This is a genomic window from Streptomyces sp. NPDC055239 (genome assembly GCF_053606205.1).
On record NZ_JBSGRD010000013.1, the window covers coordinates 96,009 to 121,210 of the forward strand.

Here is a 25,202-nt window from a genome sequence, read left to right on the forward strand (position 1 = left end):
GGACACGGCCGCCTGCAGGGCCGGCCGTATGTCGTCGACACGGTTCGGCTGCCGGCACGTCTGGCAGGCCCGCTTACCCTCCGCACGCACCCGTGCCTCACCAGAACCATCGACCGCCAATGGTTCGACAAATGACGGCCGTTGACGTCCCGTTGACGTGCGCCGCCTATCCCGCCAGGCTCGGAATGCACGTGCGAATCTCCCATCCCCCGCCCCCCATGGAGTGCTCTGATGTCCAGACGCACCGCACGACTCGTCCTATCGATTGTCATGCTCATTGCCGCGACCCTGGGCGGTGTCGTGGCAACCACCGGAACTGCTCAGGCCGACGGCTGCTACACGTGGTCGCGCACCCTGTCCCAAGGGGCCTCGGGTGCCGACGTGACCAACTTGCAGATACGGGTGGCAGGCCATGCCGGCAGCGGCGGCGCGCTCGCCATCGACGGTGCCTACGGGCCGGCGACCACTGCCGCGGTCAAACGGTTCCAGACGGCTTACGGACTGGCCGCCGACGGCGTTGCAGGCCCGGCGACCTTCAGCAAGATCTACGCCCTCCAGGACAACGACTGCACACCGATCCACTTCACCTACGCCGAACTCAACACCTGCAACTCCACCTGGGCGGGAGGCGCAGTGAGCGCAAGCACCGCGAAAGCAAACGCGTTGCGCACCATGTGGAAACTCGAGGCACTGCGACACGCACTGGGCGACCAGCCCCTTCGCGTGACCAGTGGCTTCCGCTCGCATGCCTGCAACGACGCGGTCGGCGGAGCAGCAGGCAGCCGCCACCTGTACGGCGACGCGGCCGACCTCGGCGCGGGCCCGCACTCGCTGTGCCGCCTCGCCCAGCAGGCCCGCAATCACGGCTTCAACGGCATCCTCGGCCCCGGCTACCCGGGCCACAGCGACCACACCCACCTCGATCACCGCGCAAGCCGCTTCTGGTCGGCGTCGGCCTGCGGCATCTGAACGCACCGGCGGGACGAGGCAGCCGGTGGCCCGCCCGCGCCGGGACGACTGTTTCTGCCCGGAGGACCGCCAGGACGATTGTGTCCTGGCGGCTGCGCCTGGGCGGGTGCGCGCCGGGCAGGTCTGATTGGGCGTCAGCCGCCGTCGGCGATGAAGTCGGCTATAGCGGCAGCGACGGCTTCGGGCTGCTCATCGGGGATGAAGTGCCCGGCGTCGGGCACGACGACTCCGGTGGTGTTGTCGGCCCATGGGCTGATGGAGGCTGCCATGTCCGGGATGGAGCCGTGGCTGCTGGAGATTCCGAGGATGGGCACGGTCAGGTGCTGCCGGTTGAGCGCCTGGTGGTTCTTGCGCGCCGATTCGGCGGCGTCTCGGTAGTAGGCGAGGGAGGCGCGGAGGCCGCCGTCGGCGGCGAGGGCCGCTGCGTAGTGGTCGAGGTCGGCGTCGTCGAACGCGTCGGGAGAGAGGGCCTTCGTTTTCAGGAACCAGCCGACATAGTCCCGTTCGCGGCCGGCGAGCAGGGTCTCGGGCAGGTCGGGCACGAGGTGGAACGCGAAATGCCAGGTCTTCCACGCCCGGGCCGGGTCGATGGGAATCGATTCCGGGAGGGTGATACCGGGGATCCCGGCGTCGAGCAGGGCGACCCCACGCAACTGGCTCTCGTAGTTGAGGGCGAGGGAGAAGGCGACCCAGGCGCCGATGTCGTGGGCGGCAAGCCAGTAAGCCGACACTCCGAGTGCCTTTACGGCGGTGTGGACGTGGGCGGCGACCGTGTGGGTGTCGTAGCTGCGCTCCGGGCGCTCGGAGTGGCCCTGGCCCGGCAGGTCGATCGCGATGATGCGGAACCGGTCGGCGAGACTGGGCATGACCTTTCGCCAGGCCTGCCAGGTTTGCGGGAACCCGGCGAGCAGGACGACAGCCGGGCCGGCAGGCTGGCCGCCTTCGACGGCATGAAGGCGGATGCCGTCTGCGTCGACCCAGCGGTGGGTGAACCCGTCCAGGTCGTGCAGGGGCAGGTCGCGGACAGGGTTGGCTTCGGGGACATGCTGAGTGGTGGTCGCAGGGTCAGTCACGGGAATCCTCCATGGGTGTGGGGTTTGCTGGTTCGGTGCTACGCCCCAGGGCCAGGCCCGCGAGCACGATGGCTATGGCTATGGCTATGGCTATGGCTATGGCGAGAACAGTCAGGGGGATGCTGGAGATCCGGGTCCCGGCTGTCTGGTCGAGGACGCCCAGCAGCAGGACGGGGCCCGTGAGGCCGGAATAGCGGACGCGGGGCCGCCAGCTCGTCCTCAGCCCTGCGGTCTCGGGACTGCCAGCCAGGCAAAGCCTGCCGCCGCGCAGGCGCCGAGGTAGCACCAGAACACGGTGCGGGTCGGCGCCGGGACGAATTCCGTCAGCAGGCGCGCCGATAACACCGAGACTCAAGCCGCCGACAGTGGCGGCGGCGGCCAGCGCCGGTGCCAGGACGGGGCGACGTCCGGTCGTGTCGGACAGTGAACCAAGCACGAGCAGCATGCCAACGGCGCCGATGACGTAGGCGATGAAGACGAGGGTTGTGGTGACGGGCCCGAAGCCGGACTTCGACGCCCACCGGCCGTAGAGCGCAACGGTCAGATTCCCGCCAGCCATGACGATGGTGCAGATGAGGACGGCGGCGGCCGGGACCAGGCGGCGCGCCCGTGGCGCGTTCTCGGATCGCCGGAACACACGGTCATGATCATGTCTGCAACGTAACACATCTTGAACCATTCAGTTCAAGATAGAATGTGCGCAGCACAGCTCATAGACATCGACACACCGGCAAGGAAGTGCCACGTGGCAGGCAAGAAGCAGTTCGACATGGACGCGGCACTCGACGCCGCGATGGTCCAGTTCTGGCGCGTCGGCTACACCGACACCTCAGTGGACGATCTGTCACGGGCAACCAGCCTGAACCGCAGCTCCATCTACTCCTCGCTCGGCGACAAGGACACGCTCTTCCTGCGCTGCCTGGATCGCTACGCCGCGCGCTACGGCGACAAGTACGACGCCGCCCTCTCGTGTGCAGCCTCGGAACCCCTTGCAGCTGTTCGTGCGTTCTTCGATGTCACCCTCGAGCGCATCGCCGATCCCGAACTGCCCGATGGATGCCTGATTGCCCAGTCGGCCATGGCGATTCCGGTACTGAGCCCGGCCGTCGCGGCGCACGCTAAGAAGGCTCTCGGCTTCCAGCGTTCGCGCCTGCGCGCCGCGCTGAAGGCCGGACGATTGACCGACCAGGACGCCGATGCCTTCGCTGAACACACGGCGGCCGTGAACCAGTCTCTCGCCGTCATGAGCAGAGCCGGGGCGAGCCCTGCGCAGCTCCTGGCCATCGTGGGCGTGACCGTTGACGCGCTCTCGCAAGCGTTGCGCGCAACTAGGCGTGTTTAAGGAGACCACGGCCAGGAGCCACTCGCCGATGAAGGCGACGTGGAGGGTGGCCTCGTAGCGGACGGCAAGCTTGTCATAGCGGCTCGCCCCGTACGCCTTGTCGCCCAGGACCCGCTCCGGCCGGGTACGGGGCCGACCGCCGTGCAGCCTGTTGACGCGGATCCTGCCCGGCACGGGGATGAACTGCGGGCTGTCGCTCCGCCGGTCGGCGGTGACAATGGCCGTCGGAGGCTTCTGGCCCTGGTCGACGGCCAGGTGGAACTTGCTGGTCAGTCCGAGAGCGACCCAGGCCGTGGTCCGCCGGCTCGGTCTCCGCCATCGCGGCGAAGAACGCGAACAGCAGGCGGCCCGGTCCGCTGGGGTCGTACATGCCGGTCAGTGGTCCGGCGAACATCTCCAGGACCAGGCCGTGGTCGGCGAGCGCGGTGAGTTCGATCGGGTGGTGATTTTGCCGGGCTCGCCGGTTCGTACACTGACGAGGATGGAGGACCATACGGCTACGTGGATCGATGCACGTCCGGCGCCCGCCTTGCGGCAGTACGTCGGCTCGTATGTCGGTTTCGACCTGCGCGGGTTCCCGGTAGGGGTGCACTGCGGTCCGCCGGGCCGCGGGCTCACTGCGGTGATCAGCCTGTCCCACCCTTTGGGGGTGGCGGCAGGCGTCGACGACGGGTCACCGGTCACCCGATTCGACAGCGTGGCAGGCGGTCTGATGCGCCGGTCCGTCGCGATCCACCACGACGGACGCCAGCAAGGCGTGCAGGTGTCGCTGACACCGCTCGGGGCTCGGGCCGTCTACGGCATGCCCGCCGCCGCGCTCGCCCACCAACTGGTCCCACTCGACGAGCTTCTCGGAGCGCTTGGCGTCGAGCTGGTCGACCGGCTCCGAGCGGCGACGACATGGGGCGCGCGGTTCGCCGCGCTGGACGAGTTGCTCCTGCGAGCCGTCGGCCGCGCCGACGGCGGCGACCGCGTGCCCCGGGTGGGCCCCGAAGTGGCCGAGACATGGCGCCGGCTGATCGCCGCGCGGGGCCGCGTCCAGGTCGGGGCGGTCGCCACCGAACTGGGCTGGAGCCGTCGGTACCTCACCGAGCGGTTTCGCGGTGAGGTGGGCCTGTCGCCGAAGACCTTCGCCCGAGTTCTGCGCTTCGAGCACGCGCACGAACTGGCGACAGCGCACGCCCCGCTCCCGTGGGCCGATGTGGCGGCCGTCTCCGGCTACGCCGACCAGGCCCATCTCGTTCGGGACTGGCGCGAGTTCACGGGCCGATCGCCGACGGCCTGGCGTCGCGGTGAAGTACTCCTCGGGACCGGATAGACGCCGACCGGCTGCCCGTCGCGTCGGCTTCCGTTCCCTTTTCTTCTTCCGTTCCCTTTTCTTCAAGACCACCCGATCGCCGTCCTGTGACGATCGTCGGCATGAGACTCGTCAACCACGAACGCAATGCCATCGACCTGCGGACAACCCCCGTGCACCTCGGGCTGGGATCGAGAGCGAAACCCGTCGAGGGCTTCGCCTGGGACCCGGAGGTGCTCCAGGCCTACAGCGCCGCGGTCGCAGCGGACGGTGCCGAGGGCCGGATGGTGACGATCTTCGACGGCGACGGCCTCGGCGATCATTGGGAGCGCCACCCCGCCGGCGACGAACTGGTCGTCTGCCTCAGCGGGTCGGTGACGGTCACCCGCGACGTGGACGGAGTGCCCGACCGCGTGGTGCTCGGGCCGGGCGAGGCCACCGTCAACCCGGCCGGGGCATGGCACGCGGTCGACATGGCGGGGGCGGCGTCCATCCTGACCATCACCGCCGGCCTGGGCACCGACCACCGTCCCCGGACCGACGCCCTCCCGACCGAGCACGTCGGCACGCCCGGCCCGCAAGCGCCGTGACGACACGCGTCGCGTGCCTCGGTGACAGCCTCACCCGCGCGCAGCTCAGCGTCGACTACCTGGACCTCCTCGAACGACGCCACTCTCCCGGCGACGTGCGGCTCGCGCGCTTCGGCGCCAACGGCGACTTCGCCTACAACCTCTCGCGGCGCCTCGATGCCGTCGTCGCGGACCCGCCCGACGTGATCACCGTGTTGATCGGGACCAACGACGCCCGAGCAAGCCTCGCCGGCTACCCCGTCGAGCGGGCCATGAAGCGCAAACAACTCCCCCAGCGCCCGTCGGCCGGCTGGTTCCAGCAGTGCCTGGGAGCCGTTGTCGAACGGCTGCGAACGGAGACCGACGCGACGATCGGCCTGCTGTCGCTCCCGGTCCTCGGCCAACAACTCGAGGGAGCGGCGGCGCAGGCATCGGAGGCGTACAGCCGGATGATCGCCGAGGTGGCCCTCACCAACAAGGCGACCTATCTTCCACTCCACGAACGCCAGATCAAGGAACTACACCAAGCGGACCCGCCCCCGATCCCCTACCGGGAGCTGACGCCCGCAGCGGGCGTCGGCGTCCTCGTCCGGCACGCCGTGCTGCGCCGCAGCCTCGACGCGATCTCGCGGCGCCGACGCCTCGTGCTCACGACCGACCACATCCACCAGAACAGCCGCGGCGCCGCCCTTGTCGCCGAGGTCATCGACACCTGGCTGCCCACCTGGAGCGAGTAGCCGGTTCGCGCGCTTGAGCTTGTCCTACTGTTTTGGCGTGGGCCCGCGCCAAAACAGTAGGCGAAGCTTTGGAGCGAACGCGATCTGAACTCACCGGCCTGGGCACCGCGGCCGCCATGTCCGGCTATCGCATCCGCTCCACCACTGCCGCCGCTCTGGTGAACGAGCTGGTCGAGGCGGCCCACGAAAAGCAGCTCGGCAAACCCATCGCCCGCTACGGACTCGTCGACCTGCTCGGAATCGATGAACTCCGCTGCCTCGAACTCGACCGCCGCGGCGCCGAGATGCCCCCCCCTCGGTACCCCAGAACCCCCGCGCCGGTCACCTCCTTCCCCCTCCCCCCCCGGCCACAGACACCAGGGACCCACCCGGCCAGGGCCGGGACGACGGTCCAAGACACGCACGACCGTCTGATCGACGCAGTGGTGCAGCACGCGGTGACAATGGCGCCGTAAACCCCGTCGGTCACACGGAGTTCACGCGAACCTCTCGTTTGTTGAAGTGCCAACTGTGGGAATGAATCGGCTTGTTGAGACGGAAGTGTCATCCCCCCACAGGAGGCCCCATGCGCCGTCGACTGACCGCTCTCGCCGTGAGCGCCGCTTCCCTCACCCTGGGACTAGGCGTAACCATCACCCCCGCAGTGGCCGTGCCCGCCGACAAGGCGCAGGTGCTCAGCAGCTGGACCCAGACCGACGCGGGCAGTTACAACGCCTGGGTGTCGGCGAACGGAAACCAGGGAGCCTGGAGCGCCTACCAGTTCAACTGGTCCACCGACTACTGCTCCAGCTCGCCCGACAACCCCCTGGGCTTCCCCTTCAAGACGGCCTGCGCCCGCCACGACTTCGGCTACCGCAACTACAAAGAAGCCGGCACCTTCAACGCAAACAAAGCCCGCGTCGACAGCGCCTTCTACGAAGACCTGAAGAGAGTGTGCGCGCAATACAGCGGCGCAACGAAAACCACCTGCAACGGGACAGCCTGGACCTATTACCAGGCCGTCGACAAACTCGGCTACGCCCGCACGGCAAACGACACAACCACCCCTTGACCGGCCCCCACCCGCTCGTCCAGGTCCGCCGTTTCTCCGGCGTGCTCGAACCGTACCCGTAGGGCACTTCCCAGGTTGAACAATGTGCCGGCTCCGGTCAGAAGTCCGTCAGGGGTGGCGATCACCGCGTCTCGCCCCATCCGCACCGCCTCTCAGCACTGTCCGCAGCCCCTGGCGTGTGTGCTGTTGTGCAATGTCCGCTTGCTGATCCCGGACGCAGTTCAGCCGTGTCCCGTCTAACGAGACTTCGCCTCCCCCTCACCTGACCTTGTTCGGTTCGCATTCCGGGGACAAGGTCAGGTGAGAGTGTCCGGCCCTGCCGCGTACACGGGCTCCAGCACGAAGACGGGGATCACGCGGTCAGGCTTCTCCTGGTACTCGACGCACGGCGGTTGCGCGGCGACCGCGCACTCCCACCACTCGGCCTTTTCGTCTCCAGTGACCTTACGGGCCGTCATGCTCCGACGTACGGAACCGTCCTGGATCTCCACCAACGGATCAGATCTGACGTTGGAGTACCAGTTGGAGTACCAGAGGGGGTGACGTGGGAAGCCGCCCTTCGAGGCCACAGCCACGTACCGCCCCTCGTGCGTCACTCGCATCAGCGGGATCTTGCGGATCCTGCCGCTCTTTACGCCGCGCGTCGTGAGAATGATGACGGGCAGGCCCGTGTCGCAAAGCGTCGCCCCCTGCGTGCCGCCTGAGCTCTCATACAGCTCGACCTGTTCACGCACACTGCGCCAAACTCGGCTCGTGGTCGCCCTCAAGAGGCACCGCGTCACCTCGTCATCGCCCGGGGACCATTGCTGCCCATTTGGGCATGGAGTCCCGCGCGGATGCGAGCCCGACGCTGCCGCCATGCTGCCGCTACTTTGCACCGCGGGACACGGACAGAGACCCGCCGTCGTCGCACCAAGCTGTGGGACCTCAGGTTCCGTGGCCAAGTCCCATGCCCCATAACCTCTCAGCGACCGGTGATCCGGATCTGAGACCATGCGGCCCACACCTCCGTGTGATCCTCAGCATGAAACGATGTCTGGATGGACCAGGGGGCGTAGCTGCCGTGCACGCGGCGCTCATCGCAGCGCCAGGCGCTGCGCCGTAGTGGAACGCCCGCAGAACCCGGTGACCTCCTGCCCCGCGCATCAGCCGACACCGGCACCAGTGCGCGGAGGGCGAACTCGCGGCGGTGGCAAAGTCGTTGACGTGGCGCCGTGCACAGGCCTGTCCGCCAGCGCCAACGTTGCACCCGGGCACACGCGGTGACAGCCTGCCTCGAGAAGCCTGGACCGTTCCGCTGTCCTAGCCCCGCCCTGACCAATTGAGAGAGGCACCGCAATGAGCAGTGAGCCGGCAGACATCCACCAGATAGACACCTCCCTTCCGCACAGCGCACGCGTATGGAACTACTGGCTGGGCGGCAAGGACCATTACGAATCCGACCAACGGGCCGGTGACGCCTACAAGGAGAAGTTTCCCCTGATCCTCCCGATGGCCCAGGAGTCACGCGATGTACTGCGTCGCTCGGTGAGCTGGATGGCGCGGCAAGGTATCAGACAGTTCCTCGACGTGGGTGCCGGGCTGCCCACGGCCAACAACACCCACGAAATCGCCCAGCGCATAGCGCGGGACAGCCGGGTGGTCTACGTAGACCACGACCCGATCGTCCTGATGCACGTCGACACGCTTTTGCGCAGCACGCCCGAAGGCGCCACCGATTACGTGCTGGCGGACATGCGCGACACCGACAAAATTCTTCAAAGCGCGGCGAAAACACTCGACATGTCTCAACCCATCGGTCTTGTGATCAATGATGTGCTGGGCCACATAGACCCCTGGGAAGACGTACTGGGTTTGGTACGCGGCCTGGTGGCGGGCCTTCCTTCCGGTAGCTATGCCTCGCTGAGTCATTCCGATGCCGACGATGAGCTCCACCGCAGTGTGCAGGAGGAGTACAACAATTCCGGAGCAATTCCCTACATTCTACGCAGCCCGGAGCAGACGGTCTCACTCTTTGGCGGCCTTGAACTGGTCGACCCCGGCTTCGTTCCCTGGCCGGAGTGGAAGCCGGACGCGACCATGCCCGGCGCGTTGACCATCAGGGCCGGATGGGTCGGCGTGGCACGAGTGCCATAACGTCCCCGCCGCCAACTCGCCTGCCAGCAGCTCTCGGTGGAATCCAGACGGATCACACTCGGATTCGACACCTGAGCGGGCGCACCATCACCTCGCTCAACGGGTTCCGGCCCACGCAGGCCGCCCGGCCCGTGCAGCCAGTACGTGCTGTCCACCAGGTCTTGAGATGCCCGGCATGCCACGTGACGCGCGGGCGCGTTCAGGGCGTTCAGGGGTGGTCTCGTGGGGCGTCTTCAACGTCCTTGCGGGTCGGGCCGGTTGGCCTGTCTCAGGAGCGGCTCGCGGGCGAGGAGCCTGGCACTGCTCCCTGTGACGCCATCAGGCCCGCCCGGGAACCAGATCCTCCCTGCCTGCGGCCAAGGGCGCCTGGCAGCGAGGCGTGCAGGGAAGGGCCGCATGCGCGTACTTGTCACCGACAGATCCGCCCCACAGGAGGTGGGCAACACCGCACTGTGCACGGAGAGTTGGGGTGAATCGTCTCGGGACAGTCCGACGTCTCCTCGCGGCCCGGCGACGGGCGACCGCCTCAGCTCACCGCTGTCCCGCTGTCGCGCTGCCCTGTGCCCGGTGCCCACCTTCATGGCCGTCTTGTTGATCTCAAAGCCGCTCGGCCCACTCCCCCGGACGGCCGCCGTGCGGCGCGAACGGGGCGGTACGACGCAAGGGGCCCCATCCACGGCCTTCCCCGCCGTCGTCACGAGCAGCAGGGCAGAGCCGACACCGACCATCCCCAGCACGCCCTTCGCCGTCGCCGCATGCCACATCTTGGACATGAGGACGGTGCCGATGATGTGGACGTTGGCGTTGGCTCTTGACGTTGCCGCAGACCACATTGGCGGAGTCGTTGACCTTCTAGGACTCGCCCGAACCGGCCGTGGTCAGCTCGGACTTCTCCAGCGTCTCGTAGAGGCCGTCCGCCAAGCCAAGTCCTTAGGGATCTTCACGAAGGCGTCGTTGGTCGGCGCGAACACCGCGATGTTCTTGGCGTTGTTGAGGGTGTCCACCAGGCCTGCCTTCTTGACCGCGGTGAACAGCGTGGCGAGCTCCGGGTTGTTCGAGGCGGCGGTAGCAACCGGGGCCTTTGCCCTGCCGTCGAAGCTGCCCTTGCCGTCCTTGGGGGCCGACACACACGCCGAGCCGATCGGCTCGTCATAGTGCCTGTGTCCTTGGAGGGGCTGTCGCTGGCCTTGTCCGAAAAGGCAGTCCGGACGCGTGGGTCTGCCCGGCTGTAGCCCCGACAGCCCGCGCCCCCGGCCAAGCGTCCATATGGGGGAATCTGCGCGCTCCCCCGCACGAATTCCTCTTGCCCGATTGTCGTACGGCCATGAACGCCACATTCACGGAAAAGGGTCTGCGCCCAGCTGCGCCTCCCCACCAGGCCGCCTTGCCATCGGCCGACGAACGCCGTCGCCTGCGCGAGCAGTGGGGGCTGACACCACATCAGGTTGCCGCAGCCTTCGGCGTGACGGTGATGACCGTGCAGTCCTGGGAGGCAGGTCGAACCTCACCTCGCGGTGAACGACGCCGGGCCTACGCCCAGTTCCTCAAGGGCCTGGGGCAGGGAATGGGTGCGGACCGCACACCACGCTGCGGCATCCAGAAGCCTCGTACGACGATGGTGGTCGCGATGCGACCAGGTGCCGCACCCATGGCGAGCGGCCGGCCCGTGCTGAGTGCGCTCGACCCCGTGTCGCCGCAGCGCGTGCGCAGGCTGCGCCTCGCCGCCGCAGGCATCGGTCTGTGGAGCGTGTTCGTGCACTTGATGGTGACTGTCCCGATTCCCTGAACCTCCGGTCCCATGCCGCCGGGCTCACCCTGTTGCAGCAGGGTGAGCCCGGCTGGAGTGTGCGGTCGTCAGATCGCCCGGAGGTAGCAGTCCGCCGTGGGCCGCCTCATGTCCGGCGAGCGAGGATGGATCCGTAAACGTCTATCTGACCCTTGTCAGGATGACGCACTGGGCGGCTCGGCCTCGCCGACGAGCGTCGTCCACCGTTAGGCGGTCTGCCGCGTGATCCGGACGTGCCGGAACCCGGCGGGCCGGATCACGGTGAGGCCGACGTCGATGGCAAGCGCGGTAGCGGTCTGCCGCGAGCACACCGGCGAACGCCCCTCACGCGGTTTCTCCGACGCTTTTGTCGACGGCCGGAAGACGCGGGTGCAGCTGCGCCGTCTTCCGGCCGAGATGCCCGGCCGGCCGATCGTCGCCAGCGTGGTCGAGATATACCCGGAGGGTCTGGACCAGCCCACGGCGTCCTGAGTCTGACAGCAGGGCGCGCAGCCCCTGGATGCCCTCAGCGAGCTCTTCGGGGGCGAGCTTGCCCAGTAGGGGGTACACGCTGAGCTGTGCATGGGCCGCCACCGGACCCCGGGTGCCGGTGATGCGGGCGACCTCGGCGGCGCGGATCCCAGCGTGTGCGGTCCAGGCCCAGCCTCTCGGAGTAGGCCTGCCGCATGCCTTGCTGCCCTGCGCCGGAGTACCCCCGCTTGCCGGGGGCCATCGGCGGGAGTTCGTGGGGTACGCGGTTACGACCCGATGACTCCCCCGCCGTGACTACCACGGTGAGCACCGGCACGCCCCAGGACAGCATCTGGCGACACTCGGGGTTCATGAAGAACAGGTCGTCGGGGTGGGCGATGATCTGCCGCAGCAGACTCTTGCCGGCAGTGGCAAAGGAGCCGGTCGCCTACGGGTTCACGGCACGAACCGGCGTCACCTCAACTCCGGAGCTCTCGCTGGAGTCGCACCCGGCGACCGTGGCGGCAACGATAGCCCCAAGGCCGTCCGCGAGTACCTGCCGCCGCGTCGCCGAACAGGACAACCCTCGCCTCGTCATTCAACCCGCCCCTCACTCTCCCCCGCCGCCGCTCGGCGCCCGTTGGATACGCAGGTCGATTCCGTATAGCAAAGGGATGCTGCTGTACAAGAACACGTAATGCGCAAATTTGCCGAGGAAAAATTCTCCTGATTCTCGTTCGGGCACCGACCGGGCATGCTCATTATTTTCGAAGTGAATGGAATCCCCCTCTACCGGAAACTACTTCCGCCCGCAGCATCCTGCGCAGCGGTTCCTCCCGGGCCTGCGGCGGGCGCCCTTCGGCGCAGCGCGCCGTCACGCTGTCACGAGCTCTGGCGGTTGTGCTCCATGAGGCGGTCGGAGCTGCCGGAGCTGCCGGGCACGGATGCCCAGTCCGTGTCCTGCTGGTGGGTGCGCGTGGTGCCGGAGTTGATGGCCCAGCGCGCGACCAGGAAAGAGAGGGGCGTGGCAAGGATGCCTGCGCCCAGGGCCGTGACGTTCTCCCCCATGCCCAAGGAGTGCACGCCGAGGAAGAGGAGGGCGCCGCTGAACACCATGTTGACGAGGCTCGAGAGCGGGAAGCGGAAGAAGGCCCGCCAGGTCGGCTTTGTTCGACAGGTGATGTACGTGTTCAGGAAGAATGAACCGACCGTACTGACCGCGAAGCCTATGACGTGAGCGACCAGGTATGAGATCCACCAGTTGAGCGAGGCGTACACGGCCATGTATACGGCGGTATTGACGATCCCGATCGAGGCGAAGGTCAGGAACTGTCGCAGGGTGCGAAGTTTGGCGGGTTTGGGAGTCGGGGCCTCCGGCTGCACGCTCACCCGAGCCGGGGGCGGATGGCTGATTCCGGTGGTCACGGGAACGATGCCGACCCGGTGTGGTTCCTCATCGGTTTCACACACCACATAGAGCGGACGGCGTTTCGTCTCGCCGTAGATGCGGCCGACGTATTCGCCGATGACGCCGAGCGTGGCCAGCTGTATTCCTCCCAGGGCCACGACGGCGATCAACAGGGTGGCGAATCCGGGCACTTCCACCCCGTGCAGCACGATATTCGCGGCGATCCACAGGGCGTACGCGAAAGCTGCACACGAGAGGGCGATTCCAGCGTAGATAACCAGGCGCAGCGGGCGGCTGTTGAAGGAGATGAGGCCGTCGATGCCGTAGTTGACAAGGTGGCGGCCGCCCCATTTGGAGCGCCCCGCAACACGGGTGACGTTGTGGTAGGTGAAGCCGGTGGTGTCGAAGCCTATCCAGGAGAAGATTCCCTTGGAGAACCGGTTGGCTTCCGGCAGCGTGAGGATCGCGTCGACGGCTCGGCGCGACAGCAGCCTGAAGTCTCCTTCCCCGTCGGCGACATCGACGTCCATGCATCGGCCCACGGCCTGGTAGTACGCGGCACTGAGGGTCCTTCGCAGCAGTCCCTCGCCGGAGCGGTCCCGGCGGGCGACGACCTGGTCGTATCCGTGTTTGCGCAGTTCCAGCATGCGGTGCAGGAGACCCGGCGGGTGCTGAAGGTCGGCGTCCATGAGGGCCACGGCATCGCCGCGCGACATGCGCAGCCCCGCGAGCATGGCTGCTTCTTTGCCGAAGTTCCGGCTGAACGACGTGTAGCGAACACGCGGGTCCGCGGCGGCGAAGGCCCGCAGTTGGGTGCGGGTCGTGTCGCGACTGCCGTCGTCGACGTAACAGACCTCGAAGGTCTGTTGCGTATCACCAAGGACCGACATCAGCGCGCAGTGAAAGGTATTGATCACCTCCTCTTCGTTGAAACACGGCACGACAACGGAGATCTGGCACTCTTCCATTCGTCACCTCAGCCGGTGTGAGTGCAGTCTTTCCTGCTGTGTCCGTCATCATGGCGCTTCTCTTCAAGACGACGGTGAGAAAACAGCCCGGGTGGACGGGATCTCTGTACCCTCGTTGGAACAACGGTCCGGTGTGATGGAACGTGATGGAACCAGATAGGCGGAGCATCGTCGCGTTCTTTTCAGGTCACCCTGAGGAGGCGGGCGCCGATCGCCAGCAAACTGCAAACTTGATCTTCGCGTCGAGAACTCTTGTCTCTTGGATCCGGTGGGGAGGGGGGCGGCCTGTGGTGCATACGCCGAAGAAGCCTATTCGGGGCCAGCGCATCGGGAGCGAATCGAATACGGGGAAGACGGGGCGTCGAGCATCCACAGGGGCGGGGCTTCTCTCGCTCCTGCCGCTCGCCGTGTTTGTCTTTGCGGCAGGGAATGCCCGGTGGGTGCGCCCCGGTGGCGACGACTGGTGTTTCCTGCCGGTGGTCCGCGACGGCGGGTTGTCCGCGATGGTCGAGAAGTTCTACCTCCACGACAACGGGCGCCTCGTCAACGCCGTGCTGGTCTGGGCCTACGCGCGGTTCGGTGAAGCGGGTCAGCAATGGTTCGCCCCGGTCAGCGGCGCACTCGTCCTCGTCCTTCTGTGGGCCTTCACCGTCAACGTCGTGCGCGCCGCCCGGCTCACGGTCCCGCGAGGCGTCCCGCTCCTTGTGGCGTCCATGGTGGCGGCCTTGTTCCTCTTCGGCTCACCCAACACCTACAAGACGTTCTACTGGCCGGCCGCCTCCGTCTCCCACACCCTGCCCCCGGTGTTCGCCTGCGCCGCAGCCATCCCCGTACTGCGGGCGGTATCGCGGCGGACAAAGGTCCTCGCGCTGCTCACCGTCGTCCTCGCAGGGGTATCCCTTGGCCTCCTCTCGGAGGAGACCAGCGCCGTCGCTTCGACCGTCCTGGCGTTCGCCCTGCTGACGAGCGGCCACCTCTTTCCCGCAAGCCGCCGCAGGTTTCTCCGGGTCTGCTGCGCCGCCGGAATCGCGAGCATCGTGATCGGCATCCTGATCCTCTACACGTCACCTGGCTCACGGAACCGGCAAGAGCGGAAGAACTCCTCGACAATGCTCGATCCCGACTCGCTCCTTGGGTCGTTGCGCGGATTCGGCGAGATCGCCCGCACGCTGCTGACGACTTGGCCGTACCTGGGGGCGCTCGCGGCGGGCGTCATCCTTGGCCTGCTGGCCCGCGACCCCATGGGACGGCCCGCCGCCCCCGGAAAGAACGATGCCATTGTGGCCGCGGCGGGCGTGTGCGCCCTGCTCGTCTCCGGCTACGCGTGCACGGTCATCACCTACCCCGTCTTCGGCAAGGCCGTGGTGTCCTCGACGCGCCTGTGGAACGACTATCTGCTGCTCTACATCCTGCTCCTCGTCTACGTCGGCACTCTCGCCGGCCGCGCTGTACGAAGCCGTGTCCGGCAGGCCGGACTGGTCCTGACCGTCGGGGCCGCGGCGTACGCCGTCGCCTGCCTCGCACTCGCGCCGTCGCTTGCGGAGCTCGAATCCCACATGATCACTCGTGCGCACGACTGGGACCGCCAGAATCGCTGGATGCACAGCCAGGCCGCCACTGGCGTCCATGTCCTGCCGTACAAACGGCTTCCCCTCAGCCACATGACAGAGCCGTTCCGCCACGGCGGGCGCGCGAAGTGGCCCGCCTCCTGCATCGCCGACTACTACCAGGTGCAACACATCACTCAGGCCTACAAGTTGCCCTGACCGGCTGCGGAATGACCCTACTCACAAGCCGGCGATGAGCCGGATCAAGGTGGTCCAGTCGGTACGGAAACCCGGCAACTCCGTACGCCTCACGCCCTCCGGCGCACCGCGGTTCGGACATCCCCGGAGAGCTCTTCGCCACAGGTGCCGGCGCACGCCCCCGCCTGCGTGGAGCGATAGAGCAACATCTCCTACGAAGGCTGGGATGACACCGCGTGTTCCGGGCAGCCGCCTCCCGTGGCGGTGGACGCGCGATGGAGCGCTCTGCGGGAGCGGTTGGACCACGCCCGTGACCTCTCCCGCGAACTGCGGTGAACAGCGCGCGAGTTGGTCCAGGCGAATCATCGACTACTCGATGAGAGCTGGCGGCTCAGGCGGCTTGGGACATCACAGAGCAGTGAGGAACGTGTGGGCGCTTGACAGGATGTGTCCGGCGGCGGATGAGGCGGCTGAGACACGTCTTCGGCGTCTCCCCCATCGCAGCGTTCGCTCCCGGCTCGGGGGCGCGGCTTTGCTCCGTCGACGTCCAGGCGCCTTTCCAGTTCCTCGAAGCAGGCGCGCAGCCGGGGCTCCCCGGGGGCCCGGGGGCGGGAAGAAGCGGCAGGCGCTCCAGGCGGTGGAGCGCACCCCGGGCGGCCTTGAAGCTAGGGTTTCGCAAAGCACATCGTGAACCGGAACAAGGAGCAGACGTGAGTGAGCCGACGTCCATCGCCCTGCAGCAGGAGATCGCCCGGGACCTGGAGGTCGCCGAGACCTTCGAGGCCGAGCAGGAGATCGAACGCCGGGTAGCCTTCCTCGCCGAGCGGCTGGCCTCTACTGGTCTGCGCTGCCTCGTGCTCGGCATCAGCGGCGGCGTCGACTCCACCCTCGCCGGCCGACTGTGCCAGCTCGCCGTCGAGCGGGCCCGGGGCGCCGGGCACGAGGCACGGTTCTACGCGATGCGTCTGCCCTACGGAATCCAGGCCGACGAGCATGACGCTCAGCTCGCGCTCTCCTTCATCCAAGCGGACCACGTCCTGACGGTGGACATTAAGCCCGCGAGCGACGCCGCGCTCAAGGCCTCGCTGGACGCCGGAATCAGCTTCCGCGACGCCCACCACCAGGATTTCGTACACGGCAACATCAAGGCCCGCCAGCGCATGATCGCCCAGTATGCGGTGGCCGGTGCGCATGGCGGACTGGTCGTCGGCACCGACCACGCGGCCGAGGCGGTCTCCGGCTTCTTCACGAAGTTCGGCGACGGCGCCGCCGACCTGGTCCCGCTGACCGGCCTGACCAAGCGCCGGGTGCGCGCCGTCGCGGACACGCTGGGCGCGCCCGCCGAGCTGGTGTGGAAGTCCCCCACCGCCGACCTGGAGACCCTCGCCCCGGGCAAGGCCGATGAGGATGCTCTCGGGGTCACCTACGACGACATCGACGACTTCCTGGAGGGCAAGCCAGTGGACGAGCAGGCCTTCGAAACCATCACCAACCGCTACCGCCTCACCAGCCACAAGCGCCAGCTCCCCATCGCCCCTTAAAGGCCCTGCCAAAGCCGTTGGACGTGGCGGTGGGCGATGAGGCAGATGGCCAGTCCGAGGAAGGCTTCGTGGATGTCATCGCGTCGTTCCCAGCGGATACGCAGACGGCGGGATCCGTGCGGCCAGGAGCTCGTACGCTCGACGACGTAACGGAAAATGCCCAGGCCACTGCCGTGCGGCTGTCCCCGCTCCGCAATCACCGGGTGGATCCCGCGCTGCCAGGGCAGACGACGGTACTTGTCGTGGTCGTAGCCGCGGTCGGCCGGCAGGGCATCCGGTCACCGACGCGGTCTGCCGACCCGGCCTGCGACTGCCGAGATCTTGTCCAGGAGCGGCAGGAGTTGAGTGACGTCGTTGAGGTTGCCGCCGGTCAGCGACACCGCGAGCGGGATGCCCTGCCCGTCGACGCCCGCGACCAGTCCAGCTTGCCCTTCGACCGCAGCTCTTTGAGAAGCACAGCGTGCAGGCGGTCCCACACGCCGGCTTCGTTCCAGGCGGCCAGGCGTCTCCAGCAGGTCATGCCCGATCCCGCGCCAGATGACCGGAACGAGGACGCGCAGCCATTGACGACATCCAGCCTCGATGCACGCACGGCAAACCGGCACGGGGCAACACAGCAGCACTGGGCCACACAACGACCTACGACACCGCCGGTGCGCACCAGCCGCAGCATCATCCGGATCACGGTGAACGTCATCCGGACTCCGGCCACGCGGACACCGCCGACACCCTGCAGGCGATGCGCGATGCGCCTGGCCAGTCCCCCCTCCCGGGGTTCCGGCGGCCGTCGGTGGCCAGAAACCCGCCGGGACCAAACAGTGGCGGCGAGTGCATCCAGACCGTAGCGGCCAAGACCGACGGCGGCACCCGGCGGCACGGTCAGTGCACCGGCCGCCAGTGGGCGGACGCCTCGTCCAGAGTGCGCCACGGCGGCTGCTGTGTCGGGTCGTCCCAGATCAGGCAGCCCCACACCAGCCCGGGTACGTCGGATCCCATCCGGTCTGCCGGCCCCTCAGTGAGGGTGCAAAACACCTCGTCGAAGTAGTCGGCGATCGACGGATACACGGCACTGCCGTCCGGCGGCTCGGGAAGGCTCCAGCGGCCGACACCGTCGCCGGACACCCAGTGACCGGATTCAGGGCCGGCCTCGTCACCGGTCAGCCACGGAACCGCTGCCAGACCGCGCCAGCCATCCCTGTGCCCGACGCCGGGAAGCCGGGGCCCCAGCGCCTGGTCCGGGGACAGGATGATCCCGCCGGGCAGGAACACCCCGGAGCCGACCTCGCCCTCCTCGTCCTCCTCAATGACCTGGTGCTCCACTCCCCCGCACAGCCGCCACAGAGCGACAAGCTCCCCAGGAAGCCCGAATCCCAACTGCCGGCGAAGCCTCGCATCCGCCTCGCTGATCTCCTCCTCGGGCACCGGCGGAAGCAAGCTCCGACGCGACAGCGGCGCGTGCTCGGCCAACCACTGCTCGATCCGAGCCCAGGCCGCCTGCACCCGCTGCATGTCTTCGCTCATGCAGCGCACCGTACAGATAACGGATGCCCGGCAAACCCCGATTGTGATCACAACCCGGCCGGCCAGGCGCTGTACGCACCCCCAAGCAAACCGGCCCAGCGCAGCACGCCACTAACCTCAACAGCCCTATTTGCACCTTTGATTGGACAGTCCCGCGGACAGCGACCTGAGGTGGGTGCGGCTCTTCTGAAGGCAAGAGGATCGAGTCGGGGAGCCTTGCCATGTGCGGATACTGTGGGCGCCATGACGACCCCTGACAGTGGCAGCGAGTCGACCTTCATGCGTGGCATGGCGATCTTCTCCGTCGTCGTCACCGCCGCGGTCTACCTGCTTGGCCTCCTGAACGTCGGACTGGCCGTCAGCGAGGTCGGGGGCGGAGCGGATTCCACGCCTATGCGTGAGTGCCGCGGCGTGCCCCATCGGCCGCCAGGGGAGAGCGTGTTGAAGCATGAGGTTCGGTTCATTCCGCTGCAGGTCATGTGCCGAACGACCGACGGGCACGTGTTTGCCGACCAGGTCGTTCCGTCTTGGCTCAACCCCGTCCTTGCGGCATCGTTCGCGAGCACGGTCGTGTTCACGGCAGGCGCTTCTGTGCAGGCGAACCGGCGAGCCTCGGCAAGTGTGGCTCGCGGAGTGAGTAGTCGCTGAGCGAACAGGACCCGGGATCAGGCGGTGAGATCGTAGTCCTGATGGTCGGGCGCCGGATAGAGACGTTGGCGCTCACGCGCGGTGTGGTGGCGTCAGTAGGAGTCGAAGTCACCGTTGCCGATCAACGCACGGAGTTTAAGGATGGCTTCAGCGCCGTGCAGTCCCCAGCGGGCGCCGGTGATGTCGAAACGGTTGCCCATCAGGTGACGGCAGGCGCCCTCAATGGCGCCGGTGGCGATCGGCCAGCCTGCGGCCAGGGCGACGTCGTAGCGGAGTTGGTCGAGGTGACCAGTCAGATAGCGGCGGCAGGTTCGGCATGGACGTACTCCCACCGTCCTGCGGATGACCCCCGACCCGCTAAGAGGCCGAAGGTCCCTCACGCCGACCGGTCGGCCCTCCGTCGGTCCGGGCCGTCGGCTGCATGAGGGCGGTGGCGCCGCGCCGGTATTCGGCCTCGTCGATCTCGCCCCGCGCGAACCGCTCGGCCAGCAGGTCCAGGGGTGACGGGCGAGGGGACGGCTTGCCCGCCTGGCCCGCCATGCGCATGAATGTGATCACGACGGCGGTCAGCGCGGCTATCACGAGCAGGCCGGTCAAGGTGGTGACGAGGGCGTAGCCCCAACCGCCCATGTTGTAGCCGTACATCTCTGTTCCCCTCCAGTGCGTCATGGTCATCACGTCCTCCTCGGCCGGTGGTGAACGAGGTTGTAGAACGCCAGAGCCGCAGCGGTGGCCAGGAGGACGATCACTGTCGTAACGGTCAGGAGCGTGAAGAACAGCTCCCAGAAGTGCACGGTCAGTGCCGTTTGGACGGCTCTCACTCACTCTCTTCAGTTGTCGTTCGCCCTGCCTCTCGTTCCGTCCTCGGCGAGAACGACTGGTCCAGGGCGACCGTGGATCGCTTCAGCGTTCTGGCTCTCATTCTGCTGCGCGATGCACTCGCGCGATCCGGGCCGCATGGTCCACACAGGGGGCCATCTGGCTCCTCGTAGTAGGGCACCTGGCCCCGGCTGCGCTGGCGTAGCTTGCCGATGCCGCCCTCGGTCCTCGCCTTGATCGCGGTCGTCAGCAGCGCCATCGTCGGCTCGCTCCGCCCGCGGGGGGCCATCGCGTTCAGGAAGTCCTGGCCGCCGAGGTCGGTGGTGACGCCCAGGGGCCCGAGATCCCGTTGGATCGTGGCGGCTTCGGCCGAGCGCGGGGCTGTCCCCCCTGTCCTGGGGGGGGCAGGCGAGCGGAGCGCCAGTGCGCTCCACCCCCACTCCGTGTCGGCTGTGAGGTGCGGTTTCGGCATCCAGTTGACATCTGAGGGGCGCTAGTTACTCTCTATATTGCTAAGAATATTGGCAATCAATGAACTGAGGTAAGATGAGTGCCGACCTGACCCCCGAGCCGTACCGATGGCGATGGCTGATCCTGGTGGTGATGATCGTTGCGGAGGTCATGGATCTCCTGGACGCGTCGATCGTCAACGTCGCAGGTCCCGCGCTGGAGGAGTCGCTCGGTGCCAGTTCCGTCGGTCTGCAGTGGGTGATCGGCGGCTATGCCCTCACGCTGGGGGCCGGCCTGGTCCTGGGCGGTCGGCTCGGTGATCGCTATGGGCGGCGCCGGATGTTCCTGACCGGTCTGGCGGCCTTCATTCTGAGCTCGCTGCTGTGCGCGCTGTCGCCGAACATCGAGTCGCTGATCGCCTTCCGGCTGCTCCAGGGAATCGCGGGGGCGATACTGCTCCCCCAGGGCCTGGGCCTGCTGCGCGAGAACTTCTCAGGGCCCGAGCTCACCAAGGTCTTCGCGATCTTCGGTCCTGTGCTCGGCCTGGGCGGCATCATCGGCCCGGTTCTGGGCGGCTTCCTCATCGAGGGCGACTTCTTCGGTCTCGGGTGGCGCTCGGTGTTCCTGGTCAACTTGCCCATCGGGCTTGCGGCCCTGGCCATCGCGGCGAAGTTCGTCCCTAAGAAGGAGGGCGACCGCACGGTGCGGGTCGACATGGTCGGCGCGGGCCTGGTCGTAGCATCCTGCGCGCTGCTGGTGCTCCCGCTGAACCAGGGGCAAGAGAACGGCTGGCCGCTGTGGACCTGGCTGTCCATGGCCGTCTCAGTCGTCGGATTCAGCTTGTTCGCGCTGCAGCAGCGCCGCACCGCCGCGGCGGGCCGTGAGCCCCTGGTGACCCCGGGTCTGCTGCGCAAGCCCGCCTTCACCGTCGGGCTCGGCGGTATCGCCCTGTTCTTCGGCGGGCTGATCGGCACGCAGCTCGTGCTCACGCTGTTCCTGCAGATCGGCCAGCACTTCAGCGCCGGGGACGCGGGCCTGGGGAACCTGCCGCTCGCGGTGGGTACAGCAATCGGCGGCGCGGTCAGCGGCGCGGTCCTCGCCGACAAGATCGGCCGAAAGGTTCTCCAGATCGGGCCACTGATTCAGCTCGCCGGTGCGGCGCTGCTCTGGTTCGAGCTCGACGGTCTCAGCGCCGGTTCGTTCTCGATCTGGGACATCGCCCCGGGTGTGACGGTGGCCGGTATCGGAGCGGGCATGGTGATCGCCGCCCTGTTCAGCTTCATCCTCGCCGCGGTCGATGACGACGAGATCGGCTCCGCCTCCGGCGTGCTGTCCGCGGTGCAGGCCATCGGTGGCTCCATCGGTGTGGCGATCTTCGGCTCGGTGTTCTTCGCGCAGGCCAAGACCGGCGAATTCGCCGCCGGCTTTCACCATGCGCTGATCGTCCAGGCGTGTCTGCTGGCGGCGTTCTTGGCCATCACCTTCCTGCTGCCGAAGAAGGGCCGGCCCGAGGAGGAGCAGCACGGCATCACCCCCTCTGCCTCCGACAGCAGTTCTGCCGACTCCGGTGCGAAGCGGGACGTCACTGTGTGATCCCCGGTCCGGTGCCGCCCGAACGGCGGCCCCGGACCGGCGCGCGTGGAGCACACGTGGGGCGCGCGTGAGGAAGGAAGAGAGGGAGCTCTATGACCCATCGGAATGTCCTCATCGCGGGAGCGGGCATCGCCGGCCCTACCCTGGCCTACTGGCTGCACCGCCACGGTCTCTCGGCCACAGTGGTCGAGCGTGCCCCCGCCGTGCGGGAGGGCGGGCAGACTGTGGACCTGCGGGGCGCCGGACGCACCGTGGCCCGCAAGATGGGACTGGAACGGACGCTGCAGGCCCACGCCACCCGCGAGGAAGGCATCCGGTTCGTCGACCGGATGGGCCGCGTGAAGGCCGCCTTCTCCTCCGGATCCTTCGGCGGCCAGGGTCCGGTCGCCGAGCTGGAGATCCTCCGCGCCGACCTGTCCCGCCTCTTGTACGAGGAGACGCAGCCCTACACCGAGTACCTCTTCGCCGATGAGATCACCGAGTTGTCGCAGAGCGACGAGAGGGTGCGGGTCACGTTCCGCAGCCGTGCCGAGCGGGTCTTCGACCTTGTAGTCGCCGCCGACGGTGCCCGCTCCCGCACCCGTGACCTTGTTCTGGGCGGCCTCGGCGGCGCGGCGGACACGGACACCCGGCTCATGGGCCTGACGACCGCCTACTTCACCATCCCCAGTGAGCCCCGCGACGGGCGCTGGGCGCGCTGGTACAACGCTCCGGAGGGACGCATCGTGACGCTGCGCCCCGACAACCGCGGCACCACCCGCGCCTCGCTGTCCTTCCTCTCCCCGCCCCACGGGGACGAGCAACACGAGAAGCTGGTGCCGGAAGCCCAGAAGCAGCTCCTGCACCGCGTTTTCCGCGAGGCCGGCTGGGAGACGGCCCGCGTCCTGGCGGCCATGGACACCGCGCCGGACTTCTACCTCGACCGCGTCAGCCAGGTCCGCATGCCCCGCTGGTCCCACGGCCGCGTCGCCGTACTCGGGGACGCCGGGTACTGCCCCTCGCCCCTGAGCGGCATGGGCACCAGCCTCGCCTTCACCGGCGCGTACGTCCTGGCCGGTGAACTCGCCCACCATGCCCATCATGAGCAGGCGTTCACCCGCTACGAGGAGGTCCTGCGCCCCTACGCCGAGCGGGCCCAGGACCTGCCGCCCGGCGTGCCGCGCGTTGCCCTACCGCGTACCCGGGCGGGTATCGGCACTCTCCACCTGGTCCTGCGGGCCTCTGCCCGCCGCCGCGTGGCCGGGCACTTGAACCGCTTCCTCGTCCCGCCCGCCGACACTTTCACCCTGCCCTCCTACACCCTGTAGATCTCGCGCATCATTGGTTGCCAACGCCTTCAGCAATCCAGGAGCAGCTTCCACGCCATGACTGCCAACCAGCCCACCGACCCTCAGCCCGCGGCCCTGTCAGAGGGCCCCATCCGCGACCAACTGCGGAACCTGACCCGCCGCCAGCAGCGGTTCGAGCGGTACCTGGGCCGGCAGATGCACGTCGATCCCGCCGGGCTTGCGGTGATGGACCATCTCGTCAGCGCCGGACCGGCGACGCCGAGCGAACTGGCCCGCGAACTCAAGTCGTCGACGGCGGCGATGACGCTGGTCATCGACCGCTTGGCGGACGGCGGACACGTGAGCCGTCAGCCGCATCCCAGCGACCGGCGCAAGGTGCTCGTGACACCGGCGGAGCGCTGGGAGGAGGCTGCGTTCGAGCACGTCGAGCCCCTTGTCGTGGGCATCGGCGAAATCACCGAGTCCATGACAGCCCAGGAGCAGGCCACGGTGGCGGCGTTTCTCGAGCGGGCGGTGGCCGCCTACGACCGGGCAACCAAGGTGTAGGACTTGCCCCCATCACGGCTTCCATGCCCACTGTGAATCCGGCGGTGCTGTCGCCGTCACCTGCGCGCGAGCCGGGAGCGGCGTCGGCGGTGCCCTGAACGAGCCCGTCGGCCCGCGTTCCGGATATATCCGGGATCAGCCGGCGCCGGAGCCGAGCCAGGCGATTCAGGTCGGTTACCACTTCATGGCGGTTCGCCTTGTTGAACAGGGCGTGCCGCGTGCGGCGAGCGGTGGACGGCAAGTGCCCGTAGCCGCGTAAAGGCGCGGGACAGGTAAGGGCGCGCTCCGTCATACGAGCACCCCACCGGGGTGGACCTGCGGACAGAGGCCGCCGACGTCGGGCCACTTCTGCGGCTGATCTCCATTGTGACAAAGCATCACAGCTGGCAACTCGGCATGCTTGTTGGCAAACATCGCTAATGACGCTCTGCGCTACGGGCACGCGATGACAGTCGCTGGTGAGACGCCAAAGCCGTGTCGGTCTTCGCCGTACCCTTTTTGTGACGTGCTCGGCACCAGCTTGCCGTCCGCACAGCGCTAGCGTCGGACCCATGATCGTATGGCTCAACGGCACCCATGGCGCGGGCAAGACGACGACCAGTGCACTCGTGCAGCAGCTGATCCCGGATTCACGGGTGTTCGACGCCGAGAAAGTCGGCGAGACACTCATGGACATCACGCCAGGGCTGCCTTGGACGGGCAACTTCCAGCACTGGCCGCCGTGGCGGCCGCTCGTCGTCGAGACCGCCCGACGCGTACTCGACTACACCGGTGGCACTCTGGTGATGCCCATGACTGTTCTGGTCGAGGAGTACTGGCGCGAGATCAGCGCGGGCCTTGCCCAACATGGCATTCCGGTCCGGCACTTCGTCCTCCATGCCGACCAGGACACCCTCCGCGGGCGGATCGCGGGCGACACCGTTCTTGGCCCCGACTCTCCGTTTCGCCTCTCATACCTTGAGCCCTACGCTGAGGCGGCCCGGACATGGCTCCACGGTGAGGCCGAGGTCGTTGACACCACGCACCTCACCCCCGACCAGGCCGCTCGGCAGATCGCGGAGGCCGTCAAGGGCTGAGGCTTGCTTCCGCCCAGCACCCTCTACCCGGCCTGCAGGGAGGTGCGTGACGAGGCACGACGACTCGTTCCCCTGGACATTTTGGTTGAGGGGGAAAGAGGGAAGGAGCAAGGGATGCGCGAGCGGACCGACGCGGGAGGAGGCTGCGTGGGCGGTTGAGCGGATGGGCTCCGACGGCCATCAGCTCG

General features: G+C 67.7%; 22 protein-coding genes and 5 pseudogenes. 17 read left to right on the forward strand and 10 right to left on the reverse strand.

The window, feature by feature from the left end; genetic code table 11:
- Nucleotides 1-231: 231 nt before the first annotated feature.
- Nucleotides 232-969, forward strand: a complete 738-nt coding sequence (locus ACWFRJ_RS33735; RefSeq protein WP_453539641.1) for a D-Ala-D-Ala carboxypeptidase family metallohydrolase — start codon at nucleotides 232-234, stop codon at nucleotides 967-969.
- 134 nt (nucleotides 970-1,103) lie between these two features.
- Here ACWFRJ_RS33735 and ACWFRJ_RS33740 read toward each other — a convergent pair whose 3' ends face one another.
- Complete coding sequence (locus tag ACWFRJ_RS33740) at nucleotides 1,104-2,042, reverse strand: alpha/beta fold hydrolase (RefSeq protein WP_453539644.1); 939 nt, start codon at nucleotides 2,040-2,042, stop codon at nucleotides 1,104-1,106.
- Nucleotides 2,035-2,679 (reverse strand): hypothetical protein, encoded by a 645-nt coding sequence (locus ACWFRJ_RS33745; RefSeq protein ID WP_453539647.1) that lies wholly within the window; start codon nucleotides 2,677-2,679, stop codon nucleotides 2,035-2,037. Before ACWFRJ_RS33745 ends, ACWFRJ_RS33740 begins: the two co-directional genes overlap by 8 nt.
- 108 nt (nucleotides 2,680-2,787) lie before the next feature.
- Here ACWFRJ_RS33745 and ACWFRJ_RS33750 point away from each other — a divergent pair, with 108 nt between their 5' ends.
- The 6 genes and pseudogenes from ACWFRJ_RS33750 to ACWFRJ_RS33775 all read left to right on the forward strand — a co-directional run bounded on the left by ACWFRJ_RS33750 (nucleotide 2,788) and on the right by ACWFRJ_RS33775 (nucleotide 7,038).
- Nucleotides 2,788-3,384, forward strand: a complete 597-nt coding sequence (locus ACWFRJ_RS33750; protein WP_453539650.1) for a TetR/AcrR family transcriptional regulator — start codon at nucleotides 2,788-2,790, stop codon at nucleotides 3,382-3,384.
- 481 nt (nucleotides 3,385-3,865) lie between these two features.
- On the forward strand, nucleotides 3,866-4,702 hold the full coding sequence (locus ACWFRJ_RS33755) for a helix-turn-helix domain-containing protein (protein ID WP_453539653.1): 837 nt from the start codon (nucleotides 3,866-3,868) through the stop codon (nucleotides 4,700-4,702).
- A 101-nt stretch (nucleotides 4,703-4,803) separates the two neighbouring features.
- Nucleotides 4,804-5,271, forward strand: a complete 468-nt coding sequence (locus ACWFRJ_RS33760) for a cupin domain-containing protein (RefSeq protein WP_453539656.1) — start codon at nucleotides 4,804-4,806, stop codon at nucleotides 5,269-5,271.
- Nucleotides 5,268-5,987 carry an SGNH/GDSL hydrolase family protein gene (locus tag ACWFRJ_RS33765; protein WP_453539659.1) on the forward strand — a complete coding sequence of 240 codons (720 nt, stop codon included), beginning with the start codon at nucleotides 5,268-5,270 and terminating at the stop codon, nucleotides 5,985-5,987. The genes ACWFRJ_RS33760 and ACWFRJ_RS33765 overlap by 4 nt, the downstream gene beginning before the upstream one ends.
- Nucleotides 5,988-6,076: 89 nt before the next feature.
- Nucleotides 6,077-6,274 (forward strand): annotated as a pseudogene (locus ACWFRJ_RS33770) (ATP-binding protein); the annotation flags it as partial.
- 278 nt (nucleotides 6,275-6,552) lie between these two features.
- Nucleotides 6,553-7,038, forward strand: a complete 486-nt coding sequence (locus ACWFRJ_RS33775) for a phospholipase (RefSeq protein ID WP_453539661.1) — start codon at nucleotides 6,553-6,555, stop codon at nucleotides 7,036-7,038.
- A 296-nt stretch (nucleotides 7,039-7,334) separates the two neighbouring features.
- Here ACWFRJ_RS33775 and ACWFRJ_RS33780 read toward each other — a convergent pair.
- Nucleotides 7,335-7,812 (reverse strand): annotated as a pseudogene (locus ACWFRJ_RS33780) (nitroreductase family deazaflavin-dependent oxidoreductase).
- Between the two features lie 564 nt (nucleotides 7,813-8,376).
- Between ACWFRJ_RS33780 and ACWFRJ_RS33785 the strand changes: the two are divergent.
- The gene (locus ACWFRJ_RS33785; RefSeq protein ID WP_453539664.1) at nucleotides 8,377-9,174 is read left to right on the forward strand and encodes an SAM-dependent methyltransferase; all 798 of its coding nucleotides are present in this window, start codon (nucleotides 8,377-8,379) and stop codon (nucleotides 9,172-9,174) included.
- Nucleotides 9,175-9,938: 764 nt separating this feature from the next.
- Here ACWFRJ_RS33785 and ACWFRJ_RS33790 read toward each other — a convergent pair.
- Nucleotides 9,939-10,325 (reverse strand): annotated as a pseudogene (locus ACWFRJ_RS33790) (fasciclin domain-containing protein); the annotation flags it as partial.
- A gap of 173 nt (nucleotides 10,326-10,498) precedes the next feature.
- Here ACWFRJ_RS33790 and ACWFRJ_RS33795 point away from each other — a divergent pair.
- Together ACWFRJ_RS33795 and ACWFRJ_RS33800 are read left to right on the forward strand one after the other, a co-directional pair.
- A complete protein-coding gene (locus ACWFRJ_RS33795) occupies nucleotides 10,499-10,960 on the forward strand; it encodes a helix-turn-helix domain-containing protein (RefSeq protein WP_453539667.1) in 462 nt (153 codons plus the stop codon).
- A gap of 276 nt (nucleotides 10,961-11,236) precedes the next feature.
- Nucleotides 11,237-11,431 carry a hypothetical protein gene (locus tag ACWFRJ_RS33800; protein ID WP_453539670.1) on the forward strand — a complete coding sequence of 65 codons (195 nt, stop codon included), beginning with the start codon at nucleotides 11,237-11,239 and terminating at the stop codon, nucleotides 11,429-11,431.
- Nucleotides 11,432-12,292: 861 nt separating this feature from the next.
- Here ACWFRJ_RS33800 and ACWFRJ_RS33805 read toward each other — a convergent pair.
- Entirely contained in the window at nucleotides 12,293-13,786 is a 1,494-nt protein-coding gene (locus tag ACWFRJ_RS33805) for a glycosyltransferase (RefSeq protein ID WP_453539673.1), read from the reverse strand.
- Between the two features lie 440 nt (nucleotides 13,787-14,226).
- Between ACWFRJ_RS33805 and ACWFRJ_RS33810 the strand changes: the two genes are divergently transcribed.
- Entirely contained in the window at nucleotides 14,227-15,552 is a 1,326-nt protein-coding gene (locus tag ACWFRJ_RS33810; protein ID WP_453539676.1) for a DUF6056 family protein, read from the forward strand.
- Between the two features lie 689 nt (nucleotides 15,553-16,241).
- Nucleotides 16,242-17,072, forward strand: coding sequence for an ammonia-dependent NAD(+) synthetase (gene nadE / locus ACWFRJ_RS33815; protein ID WP_453539679.1), 831 nt, complete (start codon nucleotides 16,242-16,244; stop codon nucleotides 17,070-17,072).
- On the opposite strand, the pseudogene ACWFRJ_RS33820 reads toward nadE, so the two are convergent.
- Nucleotides 17,069-17,607, reverse strand: a pseudogene (locus ACWFRJ_RS33820) (transposase); the annotation flags it as partial. The gene nadE and the pseudogene ACWFRJ_RS33820 sit on opposite strands and share 4 nt — an antisense overlap.
- Before the next feature lie 344 nt (nucleotides 17,608-17,951).
- Nucleotides 17,952-18,593, reverse strand: coding sequence for a hypothetical protein (locus ACWFRJ_RS33825; protein ID WP_453539682.1), 642 nt, complete (start codon nucleotides 18,591-18,593; stop codon nucleotides 17,952-17,954).
- A gap of 243 nt (nucleotides 18,594-18,836) precedes the next feature.
- On the opposite strand from ACWFRJ_RS33825, the gene ACWFRJ_RS33830 reads away from it, so the two are divergent.
- Nucleotides 18,837-19,241, forward strand: a complete 405-nt coding sequence (locus ACWFRJ_RS33830) for a hypothetical protein (RefSeq protein WP_453539685.1) — start codon at nucleotides 18,837-18,839, stop codon at nucleotides 19,239-19,241.
- A 17-nt stretch (nucleotides 19,242-19,258) separates the two neighbouring features.
- On the opposite strand, the pseudogene ACWFRJ_RS33835 reads toward ACWFRJ_RS33830, so the two are convergent.
- The 3 genes and pseudogenes from ACWFRJ_RS33835 to ACWFRJ_RS33845 all read right to left on the reverse strand — a co-directional run.
- Nucleotides 19,259-19,552 (reverse strand): annotated as a pseudogene (locus ACWFRJ_RS33835) (ISKra4 family transposase); the annotation flags it as partial.
- Nucleotides 19,553-19,598: 46 nt separating this feature from the next.
- Entirely contained in the window at nucleotides 19,599-19,916 is a 318-nt protein-coding gene (locus ACWFRJ_RS33840; RefSeq protein ID WP_453539688.1) for an SHOCT domain-containing protein, read from the reverse strand.
- The gene (locus tag ACWFRJ_RS33845) at nucleotides 19,916-20,062 is read right to left on the reverse strand and encodes a hypothetical protein (protein ID WP_453539691.1); all 147 of its coding nucleotides are present in this window, start codon (nucleotides 20,060-20,062) and stop codon (nucleotides 19,916-19,918) included. The genes ACWFRJ_RS33840 and ACWFRJ_RS33845 overlap by 1 nt, the downstream gene beginning before the upstream one ends.
- Nucleotides 20,063-20,606: 544 nt before the next feature.
- Between ACWFRJ_RS33845 and ACWFRJ_RS33850 the strand changes: the two genes are divergently transcribed.
- From ACWFRJ_RS33850 to ACWFRJ_RS33865, 4 genes are all read left to right on the forward strand, one after another.
- Nucleotides 20,607-22,103, forward strand: a complete 1,497-nt coding sequence (locus ACWFRJ_RS33850; protein WP_453539694.1) for an MFS transporter — start codon at nucleotides 20,607-20,609, stop codon at nucleotides 22,101-22,103.
- Between the two features lie 92 nt (nucleotides 22,104-22,195).
- Nucleotides 22,196-23,410: an FAD-dependent monooxygenase gene (locus tag ACWFRJ_RS33855; protein ID WP_453539697.1), complete on the forward strand. Its 1,215-nt coding sequence runs from the start codon at nucleotides 22,196-22,198 to the stop codon at nucleotides 23,408-23,410.
- A 57-nt stretch (nucleotides 23,411-23,467) separates the two neighbouring features.
- A complete protein-coding gene (locus ACWFRJ_RS33860; protein ID WP_453539700.1) occupies nucleotides 23,468-23,938 on the forward strand; it encodes a MarR family winged helix-turn-helix transcriptional regulator in 471 nt (156 codons plus the stop codon).
- Nucleotides 23,939-24,489: 551 nt separating this feature from the next.
- The gene (locus ACWFRJ_RS33865; RefSeq protein ID WP_453539703.1) at nucleotides 24,490-25,014 is read left to right on the forward strand and encodes an ATP-binding protein; all 525 of its coding nucleotides are present in this window, start codon (nucleotides 24,490-24,492) and stop codon (nucleotides 25,012-25,014) included.
- The last annotated feature ends 188 nt before the right edge of the window (nucleotides 25,015-25,202 follow it).

What these genes read in the sequence shown, in the direction of transcription:
- ACWFRJ_RS33735 (WP_453539641.1), top strand. Translation starts at nt 232, where the DNA reads ATGTCCAGACGCACCGCACGACTCGTCCTATCGATTGTCATGCTCATT.
- ACWFRJ_RS33755 (WP_453539653.1), top strand. Translation starts at nt 3,866, where the DNA reads ATGGAGGACCATACGGCTACGTGGATCGATGCACGTCCGGCGCCCGCC.
- ACWFRJ_RS33760 (WP_453539656.1), top strand. Translation starts at nt 4,804, where the DNA reads ATGAGACTCGTCAACCACGAACGCAATGCCATCGACCTGCGGACAACC.
- ACWFRJ_RS33775 (WP_453539661.1), top strand. Translation starts at nt 6,553, where the DNA reads ATGCGCCGTCGACTGACCGCTCTCGCCGTGAGCGCCGCTTCCCTCACC.
- ACWFRJ_RS33785 (WP_453539664.1), top strand. Translation starts at nt 8,377, where the DNA reads ATGAGCAGTGAGCCGGCAGACATCCACCAGATAGACACCTCCCTTCCG.
- ACWFRJ_RS33795 (WP_453539667.1), top strand. Translation starts at nt 10,499, where the DNA reads ATGAACGCCACATTCACGGAAAAGGGTCTGCGCCCAGCTGCGCCTCCC.
- ACWFRJ_RS33800 (WP_453539670.1), top strand. Translation starts at nt 11,237, where the DNA reads ATGGCAAGCGCGGTAGCGGTCTGCCGCGAGCACACCGGCGAACGCCCC.
- ACWFRJ_RS33805 (WP_453539673.1), bottom strand. Translation starts at nt 13,786, where the DNA reads ATGGAAGAGTGCCAGATCTCCGTTGTCGTGCCGTGTTTCAACGAAGAG.
- ACWFRJ_RS33825 (WP_453539682.1), bottom strand. Translation starts at nt 18,593, where the DNA reads ATGAGCGAAGACATGCAGCGGGTGCAGGCGGCCTGGGCTCGGATCGAG.
- ACWFRJ_RS33830 (WP_453539685.1), top strand. Translation starts at nt 18,837, where the DNA reads ATGACGACCCCTGACAGTGGCAGCGAGTCGACCTTCATGCGTGGCATG.
- ACWFRJ_RS33840 (WP_453539688.1), bottom strand. Translation starts at nt 19,916, where the DNA reads ATGACCATGACGCACTGGAGGGGAACAGAGATGTACGGCTACAACATG.
- ACWFRJ_RS33850 (WP_453539694.1), top strand. Translation starts at nt 20,607, where the DNA reads ATGAGTGCCGACCTGACCCCCGAGCCGTACCGATGGCGATGGCTGATC.
- ACWFRJ_RS33855 (WP_453539697.1), top strand. Translation starts at nt 22,196, where the DNA reads ATGACCCATCGGAATGTCCTCATCGCGGGAGCGGGCATCGCCGGCCCT.
- ACWFRJ_RS33860 (WP_453539700.1), top strand. Translation starts at nt 23,468, where the DNA reads ATGACTGCCAACCAGCCCACCGACCCTCAGCCCGCGGCCCTGTCAGAG.
- ACWFRJ_RS33865 (WP_453539703.1), top strand. Translation starts at nt 24,490, where the DNA reads ATGATCGTATGGCTCAACGGCACCCATGGCGCGGGCAAGACGACGACC.